General features: G+C 43.2%; 7 protein-coding genes, 4 tRNA genes and 6 rRNA genes. 14 read left to right on the forward strand and 3 right to left on the reverse strand.

What is annotated here, in order from left to right; genetic code table 11:
- Positions 1–3: 3 nt before the first annotated feature.
- Both gcvH and EG359_RS17955 read left to right on the forward strand, forming a co-directional pair.
- Positions 4–381: a glycine cleavage system protein GcvH gene (gcvH, locus tag EG359_RS17950; protein ID WP_045492676.1), complete on the forward strand. Its 378-nt coding sequence runs from the start codon at positions 4–6 to the stop codon at positions 379–381.
- The gene (locus tag EG359_RS17955) at positions 326–733 is read left to right on the forward strand and encodes a VanZ family protein (protein WP_394343622.1); all 408 of its coding nucleotides are present in this window, start codon (positions 326–328) and stop codon (positions 731–733) included. Before gcvH ends, EG359_RS17955 begins: the two co-directional genes overlap by 56 nt.
- A gap of 312 nt (positions 734–1,045) precedes the next feature.
- Here EG359_RS17955 and EG359_RS22820 read toward each other — a convergent pair whose 3' ends face one another.
- Positions 1,046–1,171, reverse strand: a complete 126-nt coding sequence (locus EG359_RS22820; protein ID WP_262488043.1) for a hypothetical protein — start codon at positions 1,169–1,171, stop codon at positions 1,046–1,048.
- A gap of 526 nt (positions 1,172–1,697) precedes the next feature.
- On the opposite strand from EG359_RS22820, the gene EG359_RS17960 reads away from it, so the two are divergent.
- From EG359_RS17960 to EG359_RS22825, 11 genes are all read left to right on the forward strand, one after another.
- A 16S ribosomal RNA gene (locus EG359_RS17960) occupies positions 1,698–3,214 on the forward strand.
- Positions 3,215–3,411: 197 nt separating this feature from the next.
- Positions 3,412–3,485, forward strand: a tRNA-Ile gene (locus EG359_RS17965).
- A gap of 87 nt (positions 3,486–3,572) precedes the next feature.
- Positions 3,573–3,646: transfer RNA gene (locus EG359_RS17970), tRNA-Ala, on the forward strand.
- A gap of 204 nt (positions 3,647–3,850) precedes the next feature.
- A 23S ribosomal RNA gene (locus EG359_RS17975) occupies positions 3,851–6,612 on the forward strand.
- Between the two features lie 144 nt (positions 6,613–6,756).
- Positions 6,757–6,864 (forward strand): 5S ribosomal RNA (rrf, locus tag EG359_RS17980).
- Positions 6,865–8,421: 1,557 nt separating this feature from the next.
- A 16S ribosomal RNA gene (locus EG359_RS17985) occupies positions 8,422–9,938 on the forward strand.
- A 197-nt stretch (positions 9,939–10,135) separates the two neighbouring features.
- Positions 10,136–10,209, forward strand: a tRNA-Ile gene (locus tag EG359_RS17990).
- 87 nt (positions 10,210–10,296) lie between these two features.
- Positions 10,297–10,370 (forward strand) — tRNA-Ala (locus tag EG359_RS17995).
- 204 nt (positions 10,371–10,574) lie between these two features.
- Positions 10,575–13,337 (forward strand): 23S ribosomal RNA (locus tag EG359_RS18000).
- A 144-nt stretch (positions 13,338–13,481) separates the two neighbouring features.
- Positions 13,482–13,589, forward strand: a 5S ribosomal RNA gene (gene rrf, locus EG359_RS18005).
- The 16S, 23S and 5S rRNA genes sit together here with 4 tRNA genes alongside, the layout of an rRNA operon.
- A gap of 104 nt (positions 13,590–13,693) precedes the next feature.
- On the forward strand, positions 13,694–13,828 hold the full coding sequence (locus EG359_RS22825) for a hypothetical protein (RefSeq protein ID WP_262488041.1): 135 nt from the start codon (positions 13,694–13,696) through the stop codon (positions 13,826–13,828).
- 148 nt (positions 13,829–13,976) lie between these two features.
- Here EG359_RS22825 and EG359_RS18010 read toward each other — a convergent pair whose 3' ends face one another.
- Both EG359_RS18010 and EG359_RS18015 read right to left on the reverse strand, forming a co-directional pair.
- Complete coding sequence (locus tag EG359_RS18010) at positions 13,977–15,605, reverse strand: acyl-CoA carboxylase subunit beta (protein WP_076356080.1); 1,629 nt, start codon at positions 15,603–15,605, stop codon at positions 13,977–13,979.
- Positions 15,606–15,886: 281 nt separating this feature from the next.
- Positions 15,887–16,408: a GNAT family N-acetyltransferase gene (locus EG359_RS18015; RefSeq protein WP_076356715.1), complete on the reverse strand. Its 522-nt coding sequence runs from the start codon at positions 16,406–16,408 to the stop codon at positions 15,887–15,889.
- Between the two features lie 201 nt (positions 16,409–16,609).
- Between EG359_RS18015 and EG359_RS18020 the strand changes: the two genes are divergently transcribed.
- Positions 16,610–17,485, forward strand: a complete 876-nt coding sequence (locus tag EG359_RS18020) for a DMT family transporter (protein WP_076356082.1) — start codon at positions 16,610–16,612, stop codon at positions 17,483–17,485.
- The last annotated feature ends 6 nt before the right edge of the window (positions 17,486–17,491 follow it).

Genomic DNA, 17,491 nt, shown 5'->3' on the forward strand with positions numbered 1-17,491 from the left:
AAAATGAACACACCATCAGAATTAAAGTACACGAAAGATCACGAATGGATTAAGATCGAGGGAAATGTTGCTACAATCGGTATTACAGACTTCGCTCAGGGAGAACTTGGAGACATCGTATACGTAGATGTAGATACAGTGGATGATGACCTTAATGGCGGAGACGTTTTCGGAAGTGTAGAAGCAGTAAAAACTGTTTCAGATTTATTCTTACCTATTTCAGGAAAAGTTATTGAATTCAACTCAGAATTAGAAGACCAGCCTGAACTGTTAAATACAGATCCTTATGGAAACGGATGGATCATCAAGTTAGAACTTGCTGACGGTGCAGATCAGTCTGAATTGCTTTCTGCAGAAGATTACCAAGCAATCATTGGATAAGATTTCAAAAATATTTAGTAAGATATTGCCCATTTATTGGGCATTTCTTACTTATATGCTTCTCAAGCCAGGAGAAGAGAACCATGAGTACTGGTTCATGTTCAGCGGTATCGATAAGGTTTTGCACTTAGGAATATTTGCAGCCCTTGGCTTTTCTTTCATTGCCGCATTCCCCCGAATAAAATTTTCTTACTTCTTTCAGATCATCCTTATATATGCATTCCTTACTGAAATACTACAGGAAGAGATGGGGCTAGGAAGATCCATGGAAACATTGGATATCGTTGCCGATACCATTGGCTGCCTTATCGGTTACTTTACCTATAGGATATTAGTTAAACGTTTTCTCTGATTATCTCGTTGAAGAAGATGAACTTTTTATCATCGCATTCACATTCTCCCACACCCACACTTTTTTACCTTTAAACCCTAAAATTTATTAGGAGCTTTTTCCTGCTCTCCATTTTTACTCCTCGCTCCCAGGCTCCCCACCGCTTGGATCCATCATCATTCCACTGCGTGCTGTGGGGTAACCATTCCTATCAGGGCTAGGGATGAGGTCCTCCACGAAAATCCATCTCCTGCCTACACCTATTCACTGGTGATGGGCTTTAGCCAAAACCTATAGAAAACACCCTGTTTCCTAAAAACCCCCATTTATATACTATATAGGATATATTCCATTACCCATTACCCATCCCTTATATAATGACTGCAAATGCCCCCGTTTCTCCCCACTTGCCCTCCCGCCCTCCAACCCTCCCACGCTTGCTCCCCCTCTTCCAAACATTTGTTTAAAATTTTTTGTCCCTGCATTCCAGGGGCTTATGGAAAAAAGGGAAGCAAATATGAACTTTATGTTAAATAATCTTGCGGGGTATGGTATAAGTTTCTATCTTTGCCCCACTGAAAACGAGAGTACATTCAGTAGCGCAGAGAGCCCTTTGATGGGCATAAACATTATACACTACGAGAGAGACAGGCGAAAAAAAAACTTTCAAGTTTTAGTCAATAAAACTTGCGAGATAAAAAAGAGTTTGTATCTTTGCAGTCCCAATAAAACGGGAGCGCAGGAGTAGGGATGACTAAGGTTTAGGATAGGGTTTAGGGTTACTTAAAAAACTTTAAATTTATTTCAGAAACATTTGGTCATTACAAAATAAAGTTTTACTTTTGCACTCGCAAATATGGAGCGCCACTGACAGAGAAGAGTGCTTCATTAAAAAGCGGAAGATATAAAGATCATTGACATACAATATAACAACCAAGTAAGGAAAAACTAAAGCGTCAAAACTTTGAGTGAGTCAGACAAACATACAATGGAGAGTTTGATCCTGGCTCAGGATGAACGCTAGCGGGAGGCCTAACACATGCAAGCCGAGCGGTAGAGATTCTTCGGGATCTTGAGAGCGGCGCACGGGTGCGGAACACGTGTGCAACCTGCCTTTATCTGGGGGATAGCCTTTCGAAAGGAAGATTAATACCCCATAATATAAGAAACGGCATCGTTTTTTATTGAAAACTCCGGTGGATAGAGATGGGCACGCGCAGGATTAGATAGTTGGTGAGGTAACGGCTCACCAAGTCAACGATCCTTAGGGGGCCTGAGAGGGTGATCCCCCACACTGGTACTGAGACACGGACCAGACTCCTACGGGAGGCAGCAGTGAGGAATATTGGACAATGGGTGAGAGCCTGATCCAGCCATCCCGCGTGAAGGACGACGGCCCTATGGGTTGTAAACTTCTTTTGTATAGGGATAAACCTTTCCTCGTGAGGGAAGCTGAAGGTACTATACGAATAAGCACCGGCTAACTCCGTGCCAGCAGCCGCGGTAATACGGAGGGTGCAAGCGTTATCCGGATTTATTGGGTTTAAAGGGTCCGTAGGCGGATCTGTAAGTCAGTGGTGAAATCTCACAGCTTAACTGTGAAACTGCCATTGATACTGCAGGTCTTGAGTGTTGTTGAAGTAGCTGGAATAAGTAGTGTAGCGGTGAAATGCATAGATATTACTTAGAACACCAATTGCGAAGGCAGGTTACTAAGCAACAACTGACGCTGATGGACGAAAGCGTGGGGAGCGAACAGGATTAGATACCCTGGTAGTCCACGCCGTAAACGATGCTAACTCGTTTTTGGGTTTTCGGATTCAGAGACTAAGCGAAAGTGATAAGTTAGCCACCTGGGGAGTACGTTCGCAAGAATGAAACTCAAAGGAATTGACGGGGGCCCGCACAAGCGGTGGATTATGTGGTTTAATTCGATGATACGCGAGGAACCTTACCAAGGCTTAAATGGGAAATGACAGGCTTAGAAATAGGCTTTTCTTCGGACATTTTTCAAGGTGCTGCATGGTTGTCGTCAGCTCGTGCCGTGAGGTGTTAGGTTAAGTCCTGCAACGAGCGCAACCCCTGTCACTAGTTGCCATCATTAAGTTGGGGACTCTAGTGAGACTGCCTACGCAAGTAGAGAGGAAGGTGGGGATGACGTCAAATCATCACGGCCCTTACGCCTTGGGCCACACACGTAATACAATGGCCAGTACAGAGGGCAGCTACACGGTGACGTGATGCAAATCTCGAAAGCTGGTCTCAGTTCGGATTGGAGTCTGCAACTCGACTCTATGAAGCTGGAATCGCTAGTAATCGCGCATCAGCCATGGCGCGGTGAATACGTTCCCGGGCCTTGTACACACCGCCCGTCAAGCCATGGAAGTCTGGGGTACCTGAAGTCGGTGACCGTAACAGGAGCTGCCTAGGGTAAAACAGGTAACTAGGGCTAAGTCGTAACAAGGTAGCCGTACCGGAAGGTGCGGCTGGAACATCTCATTTTAGAGCGTCTTTGGACGATAAACAAAATTAGTATCGCAAGATACAAGCACTTGCTTAAAGAGAAGCTTTAGTTTTTTATTTGGTTGATATATATATAAAATACAAAACCCACTAGAAATTAGTATTAGGGAAAGAGATTGGGAAGTGAATGTATGAATTGGGAATTTCCTTTTACACATCACTCACTACCATAACAAAGTCTCGTAGCTCAGCTGGTTAGAGCGCTACACTGATAATGTAGAGGTCGGCAGTTCGAGCCTGCCCGAGACTACTAATTATAAGACGGGAAGACATCAGATATGAGACGTCAGACATTTAGGTCTAAAGTCTGTAATCTGACATCTGAAGTCTACTAGAGGGGGAATTAGCTCAGCTGGCTAGAGCGCCTGCCTTGCACGCAGGAGGTCAAGGGTTCGACTCCCTTATTCTCCACAGTTTTGGAAGTTTGATTTAAAAGTTACGGATAGAGCCAAAAACAATATCTGTTCATCAGACGGACAAGAAGACATTAAGATCATTGACATTAACGGTAAAGACATCACAAAGAGATAACCGAGCACTTTCGAGTGCCGAGTTTATAAAAATATCGATAAATGAGAATTTATCAAAAAATACTGAACTAATATAATTATTAGGAAAGAAATCGTTAAGGGCGTATGGCGGATGCCTAGGCTTTCAGAGGCGAAGAAGGACGTGGTAAGCTGCGAAAAGCTGCGGGGATTGGCACACACGAATTGATCCGCAGATGTCCGAATGGGGCAACCCGTCTGGTTGAAGACCAGTCACTCCAATTTATTGGAGAGCAAACCCGGAGAACTGAAACATCTAAGTACCCGGAGGAAAAGAAATCGAAGAGATTCCGTAAGTAGTGGCGAGCGAAAGCGGATTAGCCCAAAAGCTAATTTATGTTTAATAGAACGTTCTGGAAAGAACGGCCGTAGAGGGTGATAGCCCCGTATATGAAAGGCATATTTAAGTGATAAATGAGTAGGGCGGGACACGTGAAATCCTGTCTGAATATGGGGGGACCATCCTCCAAGGCTAAATACTCCTGAAAGACCGATAGTGAACAAGTACTGTGAAGGAAAGGTGAAAAGCACTTCGAATAGAAGGGTGAAATAGAACCTGAAACCGTACGCCTACAAGCGGTCGGAGCACCTATATGGTGTGACGGCGTGCCTTTTGCATAATGAGCCTACGAGTTAATTTTACTAGCGAGGTTAAGGTATTAAGTACCGGAGCCGGAGCGAAAGCGAGTCTGAATAGGGCGCTTAGTTAGTAGGATTAGACGCGAAACCTTGTGATCTACCCATGGGCAGGTTGAAGCTCTGGTAACACAGAGTGGAGGACCGAACCGGTTGACGTTGAAAAGTCTTCGGATGACCTGTGGGTAGGGGTGAAAGGCCAATCAAACTGGGAGATAGCTCGTACTCTCCGAAATGCATTTAGGTGCAGCGTCGTATATAAGTTTATTAGAGGTAGAGCTACTGATTGGATGCGGGGGTTTCACCACCTACCAATTCCTGACAAACTCCGAATGCTAATAAATGTTCTACGGCAGTGAGGGCATGGGTGCTAAGGTCCATGTCCGAGAGGGAAAGAACCCAGACCAACAGCTAAGGTCCCCAAATATATGTTAAGTTGAAGCAACGCGGTTGGACTGCATTGACAGCTAGGATGTTGGCTTGGAAGCAGCCATTCATTTAAAGAGTGCGTAACAGCTCACTAGTCGAGCGGTCCGGCATGGATAATAATCGGGCATAAACATATTACCGAAGCTATGGATTTGTACTTTATAGTACATCTGGTAGGAGAGCATTCTATTTGCGCCGAAGCAGTACTGTGAGGTATTGTGGAGCGGATAGAAAAGAAAATGTAGGCATAAGTAACGATAAAGCGGGCGAGAAACCCGCTCACCGAAAGACTAAGGTTTCCTCAGCCATGCTAATCAGCTGAGGGTTAGTCGGGACCTAACGCGAACCCGAAAGGGGTAGTGGATGGACAATGGGTTAATATTCCCATACTTGCTCACACTAAAAAGGGGACGGAGTGCCGTACCTGCTGGAGACTGACGGAATAGTCAAGGCCTAGCCTTCGGGCGAAGCTGCTGCAGGGAAAGTGCTTCCAAGAAAAGCCGAAGTGAAGCAACCCGTACCAAAACCGACACAGGTAGTCGAGGAGAGAATCCTAAGGTGCTAGAGTGAATCATGGTTAAGGAACTAGGCAAAATAGTCTCGTAACTTCGGGAGAAGAGACGCCATCAGCAATGGTGGCCGCAGTAAAGAGGCCCAGGCGACTGTTTATCAAAAACACAGGACTCTGCAAAATCGAAAGATGCAGTATAGGGTCTGACACCTGCCCGGTGCTGGAAGGTTAAGGAAGGTGCTTAGGGTTAAACCGAAGGCATTGACTGAAGCCCCAGTAAACGGCGGCCGTAACTATAACGGTCCTAAGGTAGCGAAATTCCTTGTCGGGTAAGTTCCGACCTGCACGAATGGTGTAACGATCTGGGCACTGTCTCAACCATGAGCTCTGTGAAATTGTAGTCTCGGTGAAGATGCCGAGTACCCGCAATGGGACGAAAAGACCCTGTGAACCTTTACTATAACTTCGTATTGACTTTGAGTAAGTAATGTGTAGGATAGGTGGGAGGCTTTGAAGCGGGCACGCTAGTGTCTGTGGAGCCGACGTTGAAATACCACCCTTTACTTACTTGGAGCCTAACTTCTTTTAGAAGGACATTGCGTGGTGGGTAGTTTGACTGGGGTGGTCGCCTCCAAAAGAGTAACGGAGGCTTTCAAAGGTACCCTCAGCACGCTTGGTAACCGTGCGTAGAGTGTAATGGCATAAGGGTGCTTGACTGTGAGACCTACAAGTCGATCAGGTGCGAAAGCAGGACATAGTGATCCGGTGGTTCCGTATGGAAGGGCCATCGCTCATAGGATAAAAGGTACTCCGGGGATAACAGGCTAGTCTCCCCAAGAGCTCACATCGACGGGGAGGTTCGGCACCTCGATGTCGGCTCGTCACATCCTGGGGCTGGAGAAGGTCCCAAGGGTTGGGCTGTTCGCCCATTAAAGTGGCACGCGAGCTGGGTTCAGAACGTCGTGAGACAGTTCGGTCTCTATCTATTGCGGGCGTTAGATGTTTGAGAGGGCTTGATTCTAGTACGAGAGGACCGAATTGAACAAACCTCTGGTGTATCAGTTGTACCGCCAGGTGCACCGCTGAGTAGCTACGTTTGGAAGAGATAAGCACTGAAGGCATATAAGTGCGAAACTCGCCTCAAGATGAGACATCTTTTAAGGGTCGTTGGAGATGACGACGTTGATAGGCTACAGGTGTAAAGACAGTAATGTCATAGCCGAGTAGTACTAATTACCCGTAGATTTATAGCCTAATATGGCGCACGGAAGTGCAGCAAGGTTACCTCTTTGTGAAGGTTTTTATCGAATATAAACCAGGTAGCAGATGTTGGCTATTAGGAAGCAGGATAAGCCTGCATCCCTTTGCCTCTAACCTGCAACCTTATATACAGCCTTTAGGGTGGTTTTAGCGGTGGGGCTCACCTGTTCCCATTCCGAACACAGAAGTTAAGCCCACCAGCGCCGATGGTACTGCTAACGCGGGAGAGTAGGCCGCCGCCAGTTTTTATTTTATTTTTAAAAGTCTCATACAGTAGTGTATGAGACTTTTTTTTGTGCCATACCATAAAAATGGACAAACGAACTAGAGCCCATACCCATACCTTATCCATACACACACACAAAGGGAACCCAAGCCAATCCACTAAGCACAGGCATAAGCAACATGTAAACGTTCATTTGATCTGCAATACTGTAACTATGCACTAATGCTGAATCATATGCTTGGGGCTAGCCCCCTTCCATTGACTATTGAGAAGCCTCCAACCATTACTCATTATCCATTACTTATGATGAATGGCTTCCCATTGCTGTAATCCCTAAGGACTCTCAATAGGAAATAATACCAGGCCTCTTGTAGAAAGCAGTATTTAAACTACAAATTGCTTCCGGAGCTAAGTCATAGACGGGCAAACTTTATTTATCCACCTGCTGATTTTTGGCATAATCCATTTTACCGGTATAAACCATAGATTTGGTGATACCTTTACCTTGATTACTTTACCATCAGGCACCGAGTGCGCCAAACTTGCCTACGGTTCAATATTTATATTTCCCAGATCCCAACCCTTGTTTCTTTTATTATTAATATGATAGCCCCACTATTTCATAGGATACCTCGTAGGTATTATTAAATATCCTGGCTATTTCTTATCAATGGCTACCAGAATCTGAGGGATGATATTATCCATTGTGATTGCCAATCTATTTTATTCATTATATGGATCCGGCTTCTGTTAATGTCTTTACTCCACCCTTTACAGAAAGTCAGTTTTTTCCTTACCATAAAATATTCACACCTTAATTATTTATTATCATCACTTCTCATGTAGAAGTCCCTATGAAAAATGATTGCAATCATTTTATTCATAAATCCACTTGATTCCTGCCGTACATCTTATGCTTTCCCCAACCCCGCAATAGCACGTATAGTTAAATATTGAAGCTATGGAAGACGACCATGGGCTACCATCTAGCTTCCTTCATTATTGTAAATATTTACTCCCCATTATTGTGGATAACTATATGATATATTATAAATAGCTCTTTATCATTTGATTAGATATAGTAATTTTCCACAATTAAGTCGCATGGTTTAACTTTATGTTAAATAATCTTGCGGGGTATGGTATAAGTTTCTATCTTTGCCCCACTGAAAACGAGAGTACATTCAGTAGCGCAGAGAGCCCTTTGATGGGCATAAACATTATACACTACGAGAGAGACAGGCGAAAAAAAAACTTTCAAGTTTTAGTCAATAAAACTTGCGAGATAAAAAAGAGTTTGTATCTTTGCAGTCCCAATAAAACGGGAGCGCAGGAGTAGGGATGACTAAGGTTTAGGATAGGGTTTAGGGTTACTTAAAAAACTTTAAATTTATTTCAGAAACATTTGGTCATTACAAAATAAAGTTTTACTTTTGCACTCGCAAATATGGAGCGCCACTGACAGAGAAGAGTGCTTCATTAAAAAGCGGAAGATATAAAGATCATTGACATACAATATAACAACCAAGTAAGGAAAAACTAAAGCGTCAAAACTTTGAGTGAGTCAGACAAACATACAATGGAGAGTTTGATCCTGGCTCAGGATGAACGCTAGCGGGAGGCCTAACACATGCAAGCCGAGCGGTAGAGATTCTTCGGGATCTTGAGAGCGGCGCACGGGTGCGGAACACGTGTGCAACCTGCCTTTATCTGGGGGATAGCCTTTCGAAAGGAAGATTAATACCCCATAATATAAGAAACGGCATCGTTTTTTATTGAAAACTCCGGTGGATAGAGATGGGCACGCGCAGGATTAGATAGTTGGTGAGGTAACGGCTCACCAAGTCAACGATCCTTAGGGGGCCTGAGAGGGTGATCCCCCACACTGGTACTGAGACACGGACCAGACTCCTACGGGAGGCAGCAGTGAGGAATATTGGACAATGGGTGAGAGCCTGATCCAGCCATCCCGCGTGAAGGACGACGGCCCTATGGGTTGTAAACTTCTTTTGTATAGGGATAAACCTTTCCTCGTGAGGGAAGCTGAAGGTACTATACGAATAAGCACCGGCTAACTCCGTGCCAGCAGCCGCGGTAATACGGAGGGTGCAAGCGTTATCCGGATTTATTGGGTTTAAAGGGTCCGTAGGCGGATCTGTAAGTCAGTGGTGAAATCTCACAGCTTAACTGTGAAACTGCCATTGATACTGCAGGTCTTGAGTGTTGTTGAAGTAGCTGGAATAAGTAGTGTAGCGGTGAAATGCATAGATATTACTTAGAACACCAATTGCGAAGGCAGGTTACTAAGCAACAACTGACGCTGATGGACGAAAGCGTGGGGAGCGAACAGGATTAGATACCCTGGTAGTCCACGCCGTAAACGATGCTAACTCGTTTTTGGGTTTTCGGATTCAGAGACTAAGCGAAAGTGATAAGTTAGCCACCTGGGGAGTACGTTCGCAAGAATGAAACTCAAAGGAATTGACGGGGGCCCGCACAAGCGGTGGATTATGTGGTTTAATTCGATGATACGCGAGGAACCTTACCAAGGCTTAAATGGGAAATGACAGGCTTAGAAATAGGCTTTTCTTCGGACATTTTTCAAGGTGCTGCATGGTTGTCGTCAGCTCGTGCCGTGAGGTGTTAGGTTAAGTCCTGCAACGAGCGCAACCCCTGTCACTAGTTGCCATCATTAAGTTGGGGACTCTAGTGAGACTGCCTACGCAAGTAGAGAGGAAGGTGGGGATGACGTCAAATCATCACGGCCCTTACGCCTTGGGCCACACACGTAATACAATGGCCAGTACAGAGGGCAGCTACACGGTGACGTGATGCAAATCTCGAAAGCTGGTCTCAGTTCGGATTGGAGTCTGCAACTCGACTCTATGAAGCTGGAATCGCTAGTAATCGCGCATCAGCCATGGCGCGGTGAATACGTTCCCGGGCCTTGTACACACCGCCCGTCAAGCCATGGAAGTCTGGGGTACCTGAAGTCGGTGACCGTAACAGGAGCTGCCTAGGGTAAAACAGGTAACTAGGGCTAAGTCGTAACAAGGTAGCCGTACCGGAAGGTGCGGCTGGAACATCTCATTTTAGAGCGTCTTTGGACGATAAACAAAATTAGTATCGCAAGATACACGCACTTGCTTAAAGAGAAGCTTTAGTTTTTTATTTGGTTGATATATATATAAAATACAAAACCCACTAGAAATTAGTATTAGGGAAAGAGATTGGGAAGTGAATGTATGAATTGGGAATTTCCTTTTACACATCACTCACTACCATAACAAAGTCTCGTAGCTCAGCTGGTTAGAGCGCTACACTGATAATGTAGAGGTCGGCAGTTCGAGCCTGCCCGAGACTACTAATTATAAGACGGGAAGACATCAGATATGAGACGTCAGACATTTAGGTCTAAAGTCTGTAATCTGACATCTGAAGTCTACTAGAGGGGGAATTAGCTCAGCTGGCTAGAGCGCCTGCCTTGCACGCAGGAGGTCAAGGGTTCGACTCCCTTATTCTCCACAGTTTTGGAAGTTTGATTTAAAAGTTACGGATAGAGCCAAAAACAATATCTGTTCATCAGACGGACAAGAAGACATTAAGATCATTGACATTAACGGTAAAGACATCACAAAGAGATAACCGAGCACTTTCGAGTGCCGAGTTTATAAAAATATCGATAAATGAGAATTTATCAAAAAATACTGAACTAATATAATTATTAGGAAAGAAATCGTTAAGGGCGTATGGCGGATGCCTAGGCTTTCAGAGGCGAAGAAGGACGTGGTAAGCTGCGAAAAGCTGCGGGGATTGGCACACACGAATTGATCCGCAGATGTCCGAATGGGGCAACCCGTCTGGTTGAAGACCAGTCACTCCAATTTATTGGAGAGCAAACCCGGAGAACTGAAACATCTAAGTACCCGGAGGAAAAGAAATCGAAGAGATTCCGTAAGTAGTGGCGAGCGAAAGCGGATTAGCCCAAAAGCTAATTTATGTTTAATAGAACGTTCTGGAAAGAACGGCCGTAGAGGGTGATAGCCCCGTATATGAAAGGCATATTTAAGTGATAAATGAGTAGGGCGGGACACGTGAAATCCTGTCTGAATATGGGGGGACCATCCTCCAAGGCTAAATACTCCTGAAAGACCGATAGTGAACAAGTACTGTGAAGGAAAGGTGAAAAGCACTTCGAATAGAAGGGTGAAATAGAACCTGAAACCGTACGCCTACAAGCGGTCGGAGCACCTATATGGTGTGACGGCGTGCCTTTTGCATAATGAGCCTACGAGTTAATTTTACTAGCGAGGTTAAGGTATTAAGTACCGGAGCCGGAGCGAAAGCGAGTCTGAATAGGGCGCTTAGTTAGTAGGATTAGACGCGAAACCTTGTGATCTACCCATGGGCAGGTTGAAGCTCTGGTAACACAGAGTGGAGGACCGAACCGGTTGACGTTGAAAAGTCTTCGGATGACCTGTGGGTAGGGGTGAAAGGCCAATCAAACTGGGAGATAGCTCGTACTCTCCGAAATGCATTTAGGTGCAGCGTCGTATATAAGTTTATTAGAGGTAGAGCTACTGATTGGATGCGGGGGTTTCACCACCTACCAATTCCTGACAAACTCCGAATGCTAATAAATGTTCTACGGCAGTGAGGGCATGGGTGCTAAGGTCCATGTCCGAGAGGGAAAGAACCCAGACCAACAGCTAAGGTCCCCAAATATATGTTAAGTTGAAGCAACGCGGTTGGACTGCATTGACAGCTAGGATGTTGGCTTGGAAGCAGCCATTCATTTAAAGAGTGCGTAACAGCTCACTAGTCGAGCGGTCCGGCATGGATAATAATCGGGCATAAACATATTACCGAAGCTATGGATTTGTACTTTATAGTACATCTGGTAGGAGAGCATTCTATTTGCGCCGAAGCAGTACTGTGAGGTATTGTGGAGCGGATAGAAAAGAAAATGTAGGCATAAGTAACGATAAAGCGGGCGAGAAACCCGCTCACCGAAAGACTAAGGTTTCCTCAGCCATGCTAATCAGCTGAGGGTTAGTCGGGACCTAACGCGAACCCGAAAGGGGTAGTGGATGGACAATGGGTTAATATTCCCATACTTGCTCACACTAAAAAGGGGACGGAGTGCCGTACCTGCTGGAGACTGACGGAATAGTCAAGGCCTAGCCTTCGGGCGAAGCTGCTGCAGGGAAAGTGCTTCCAAGAAAAGCCGAAGTGAAGCAACCCGTACCAAAACCGACACAGGTAGTCGAGGAGAGAATCCTAAGGTGCTAGAGTGAATCATGGTTAAGGAACTAGGCAAAATAGTCTCGTAACTTCGGGAGAAGAGACGCCATCAGCAATGGTGGCCGCAGTAAAGAGGCCCAGGCGACTGTTTATCAAAAACACAGGACTCTGCAAAATCGAAAGATGCAGTATAGGGTCTGACACCTGCCCGGTGCTGGAAGGTTAAGGAAGGTGCTTAGGGTTAAACCGAAGGCATTGACTGAAGCCCCAGTAAACGGCGGCCGTAACTATAACGGTCCTAAGGTAGCGAAATTCCTTGTCGGGTAAGTTCCGACCTGCACGAATGGTGTAACGATCTGGGCACTGTCTCAACCATGAGCTCTGTGAAATTGTAGTCTCGGTGAAGATGCCGAGTACCCGCAATGGGACGAAAAGACCCTGTGAACCTTTACTATAACTTCGTATTGACTTTGAGTAAGTAATGTGTAGGATAGGTGGGAGGCTTTGAAGCGGGCACGCTAGTGTCTGTGGAGCCGACGTTGAAATACCACCCTTTACTTACTTGGAGCCTAACTTCTTTTAGAAGGACATTGCGTGGTGGGTAGTTTGACTGGGGTGGTCGCCTCCAAAAGAGTAACGGAGGCTTTCAAAGGTACCCTCAGCACGCTTGGTAACCGTGCGTAGAGTGTAATGGCATAAGGGTGCTTGACTGTGAGACCTACAAGTCGATCAGGTGCGAAAGCAGGACATAGTGATCCGGTGGTTCCGTATGGAAGGGCCATCGCTCATAGGATAAAAGGTACTCCGGGGATAACAGGCTAGTCTCCCCCAAGAGCTCACATCGACGGGGAGGTTCGGCACCTCGATGTCGGCTCGTCACATCCTGGGGCTGGAGAAGGTCCCAAGGGTTGGGCTGTTCGCCCATTAAAGTGGCACGCGAGCTGGGTTCAGAACGTCGTGAGACAGTTCGGTCTCTATCTATTGCGGGCGTTAGATGTTTGAGAGGGCTTGATTCTAGTACGAGAGGACCGAATTGAACAAACCTCTGGTGTATCAGTTGTACCGCCAGGTGCACCGCTGAGTAGCTACGTTTGGAAGAGATAAGCACTGAAGGCATATAAGTGCGAAACTCGCCTCAAGATGAGACATCTTTTAAGGGTCGTTGGAGATGACGACGTTGATAGGCTACAGGTGTAAAGACAGTAATGTCATAGCCGAGTAGTACTAATTACCCGTAGATTTATAGCCTAATATGGCGCACGGAAGTGCAGCAAGGTTACCTCTTTGTGAAGGTTTTTATCGAATATAAACCAGGTAGCAGATGTTGGCTATTAGGAAGCAGGATAAGCCTGCATCCCTTTGCCTCTAACCTGCAACCTTATATACAGCCTTTAGGGTGGTTTTAGCGGTGGGGCTCACCTGTTCCCATTCCGAACACAGAAGTTAAGCCCACCAGCGCCGATGGTACTGCTAACGCGGGAGAGTAGGCCGCCGCCAGTTTTTATTTTATTTTTAAAAGTCTCATACAGTAGTGTATGAGACTTTTTTTTGTGCCATACCATAAAAATGGACAAACGAACTAGCGCCCACTTCTATTGGATGATATGATTGGGATCCCAATCATTACTCATTATACCATTTATTCATTGCCTATCACTAGCCCCGATAGAAACGGTTACCCCACAGCAGGACGGCAGATAGGGACAGGGAATGGAAAGGCTGTGGAGCGTGGAGTATAAGTGGATAGCGGGATAAAGCTTCTGATCATACTTTACCTACTTGTTGTCAATTTTATTTACGAACTTAAAAAGTGGAAGTTTTCATATAATAACAAAGACGGCTATCTCAAAACTGAGATAGCCGTCTTTTTATTTATAAATTGATTAATCAGACTTGAATTACTCCTAAATTGAATTTCTCTGTAATAGGAGAGTGGTTAGCAGCTTCTATTCCCATAGAAATCCATTTTCTAGTATCTGCAGGGTTTATGATGGCATCAGTCCATAATCTAGCTGCTGCATAGGTAGATTCAGTTTGTTTTTGGTATTTCTTTGTAATACTGTTCAGAATTTCATTGTGTTCTTCTTCTGAAATTTCTTTACCTTGTTTTTTCAGTGTTGATTCCTGAATTTGTGCCAATACTTTTGCGGCCTGAGCTCCTCCCATTACTGCCAGGTCCGCCCAAGGCCATGCAACAATAAGTCTAGGATCATAGGCTTTTCCACACATAGCATAGTTTCCGGCACCGTAAGAGTTTCCTGTAATAATGGTGAATTTAGGAACAACAGAGTTGGAAACGGCATTTACCATTTTAGCACCATCCTTGATGATTCCACCGTGTTCTGACTTTGACCCTACCATGAATCCGGTAACATCCTGTAGGAAAATTAAAGGGATTTTTCTTTGATTACAGTTGGCAATGAATCGGGTTGCCTTATCTGCAGAATCGGAATAGATTACCCCTCCAAACTGCATTTCTCCCTTACCACTTTTAACCAGTTTTCTCTGATTGGCTACAATCCCTACAGACCAGCCATCTACTCTTGCTGTAGCACAAATAATACTCTTACCATAGTCTGGCTTGTATTCTTCGTATTCAGAGTTATCTACAATACATTTAATAATTTCATAGGTATCATATTGCTCAGCTCTTGAAACCGGCATAATCCCGAAAATATTGTCTGGACTTTCTTTTGGTGGGAAACTTTCTATTCTATCAAAACCTGCTTTTTCAGTGCTTCCGATAGATTTCATGATATTTTTGATTCTATTAAGAGCATCTTTATCGTCTTTAGCCTTGTAATCGGTAACTCCTGAGATAGAGCAGTGTGTAGTAGCTCCTCCAAGAGTTTCATTATCGATGCTTTCTCCAATGGCTGCCTTTACAAGGTAACTTCCGGCAAGGAAAATAGAGCCTGTTTTATCCACAATCATGGCTTCATCACTCATAATAGGAAGATAAGCTCCTCCAGCCACACAGCTACCCATTACGGCAGAGATTTGAATAATTCCCATGGAACTCATCTTGGCATTATTCCTGAAGATTCTTCCAAAGTGTTCTTTATCCGGGAAAATTTCATCCTGCATTGGAAGATAAACTCCTGCAGAGTCTACCAAATAAATGATTGGAAGCTTATTTTCCATAGCAATTTCTTGTGCTCTCAGGTTTTTCTTTCCTGTAATTGGAAACCAGGCGCCAGCTTTTACAGAGGCATCATTGGCTACAACAATACACTGTCTTCCGGAAACATATCCAATAACAATGACAACACCTCCACTAGGGCACCCTCCATGCTCTTCATACATTTCATAGCCTGCAAATGCTCCAATTTCTATGGAATCTGAACCTTTATCAAGAAGATAGTCTATTCTTTCTCTTGCAGTCATTTTTCCCTCATCACGAAGCTTTTGTAGCCTCTTTTCACCGCCTCCTTTTTTGATCTCGGCAAGCAAGCGATTTATCTCTGATAATTTTAATCTGTTCTGATCTTCTCGTTTGTTGAATTCGATGTCCATAGAATTTTCAATTTTTTACGCTTAAAGATACTATTTTTATGAGGAATATGAATTGGAAGTAAAACAAGTGTTTAATAGTTTGGTTATTAGTAAATTGTGAAATTTTTAACAAAAAAATATTTTCAAATAATTTATATTTTTTCTAACTTTACATAAGAGTAAGAGCGGAGATATTCTCTGCAAAATACTCTGTTCCTAGTTTATTTTTTTAATAGTTTATTATTTGAAGGCCCTGAAAGTTTAACCAATTTTCAGGGTTTTTTTGTTATTGTCGAGTGCTTCTAGTAATATTTTCTATATTCTAAAATAGTAAGATCGGTATGAGGGTTTTTGTACTTTGTATATTTTTTAACTGGATTAAATCCGAGTTTTTCCGGAATTTTTTTGCTGGCTATATTTTCTTCATCTACAGGATATAGAATATATTTAAAAGTAAAATTATTTTCCAGAAATTCAATGAGAGCCTTTATGATTTCAGTTCCTAATCCATTCCCTTGAGAGTTCTTTTTTAACCATAATCCCAGCTCAATAGATTCTGCTGTTATATTATGAATCCCACAGCATCCAATAAAATCACCATTTGCATCCAGAGCAACCATTACCAGATCAGTATTTTGCAATAAGGTTCTTTTTGATTTTTCAACGAAGGTGACAATATCCTGTCTATTACCTTCTGGATTAAACGGCATATATCTAGTGACATCACTTGTGAAATATTTTAAAATATCATCTATATATGATTCTTCAACAGGCTGTAGGGTGAGACGTTCAGTTTTGATTTTTATATTTGGATTTAATATCATATTCTTAAAAGAAAAGGTAATGTTTTTTTCTCTATTGAACTCTTTTTTCAGAAAATTAATAGAATAGCTCATCCATTAGAAAGAAAAACAAATAAAAAACTTTATTTATCACTTTTTTATTAATGTAAATTTATATTTTTTGTAAGATTTATAAAAGTCTATGTGTAAATTTGCATGTTAAAATTTAAAAGAAGATAGGACATGCAAAAATTAGCACTTTTCAGATTGCACTTAATAGTATTTTTATGGGGATTCACTGCAATTTTAGGAAAACTGATTCATGCCAATGCTCAGATTCTGGTATTTTACAGAATGCTCTTTGCTGCTATCTTTCTTTTTGTATTTATTAGGGTGTATAAAAAGGAAAGTATAAAGGTTTCTAAAAAAATATTCTTTCAGCTTGCGGCTATAGGTCTTGCAATGGCGCTCCATTGGTATTGTTTCTTTTATTCCATTAAGGTTTCAAATGTTTCTATTGCATTAAGCTGTCTGTCTTTATCTACTCTTTTTGCATCGATATTAGAACCTATTATTTTTAAAAGAAAGATCGATGTATCGGAAGTAGTAATGGGAACAGTGATTGTTGCCTGTATCTTATTGATCTTTAAAACAGAATTTCATTTTAAGGAGGGGATTATATATGGAATTCTCTGCGCGGTCTTTGGAACTATTTTTTCTGTTTTCAATGGTAAAATGTTCGGTAAGACAAGTTCCGGGAACATTATTTTTTATGAAATTTTCTGTGGTTGGTTCATTTTAATGTTATTTTATCTGTTCTCAGGTCAAATTTTTCAGATGAATGAAATAAACTATAGAGATTTGGCGTTAATATGCTTGTTGGCCAGTGTTTTTACTGCTTTTCCGATGCTGGAATCAGTGAAGTTAATGAAGTATATATCGCCCTTTACTCTAATTTTAACAGTTAATTTGGAACCTGTTTACGGAATTATACTAGCTTTTTTTATCTTTGGGGAATCAGAACATATGAGCCCTATATTTTATATTGCTTCAGCTGTTATGATCCTGGCAATCATTGTAAATGGATTAATGAAAGCCAGAAAAACAAAAAAACTTTAACTAGCA

This window comes from Chryseobacterium joostei, assembly GCF_003815775.1.
GTDB classification, from domain to species: Bacteria; Bacteroidota; Bacteroidia; order Flavobacteriales; family Weeksellaceae; genus Chryseobacterium; species Chryseobacterium joostei.

Bases quoted from the DNA above. Each gene is read 5' to 3' on its own strand.
- EG359_RS18020 (WP_076356082.1), top strand. From the start codon at position 16,610: ATGCAAAAATTAGCACTTTTCAGATTGCACTTAATAGTATTTTTATGG.
- EG359_RS22820 (WP_262488043.1), bottom strand. From the start codon at position 1,171: ATGTTTGGAAGAGGGGGAGCAAGCGTGGGAGGGTTGGAGGGCGGGAGG.
- EG359_RS18010 (WP_076356080.1), bottom strand. From the start codon at position 15,605: ATGGACATCGAATTCAACAAACGAGAAGATCAGAACAGATTAAAATTA.
- EG359_RS18015 (WP_076356715.1), bottom strand. From the start codon at position 16,408: ATGATATTAAATCCAAATATAAAAATCAAAACTGAACGTCTCACCCTA.
- gcvH (WP_045492676.1), top strand. From the start codon at position 4: ATGAACACACCATCAGAATTAAAGTACACGAAAGATCACGAATGGATT.
- EG359_RS22825 (WP_262488041.1), top strand. From the start codon at position 13,694: ATGATTGGGATCCCAATCATTACTCATTATACCATTTATTCATTGCCT.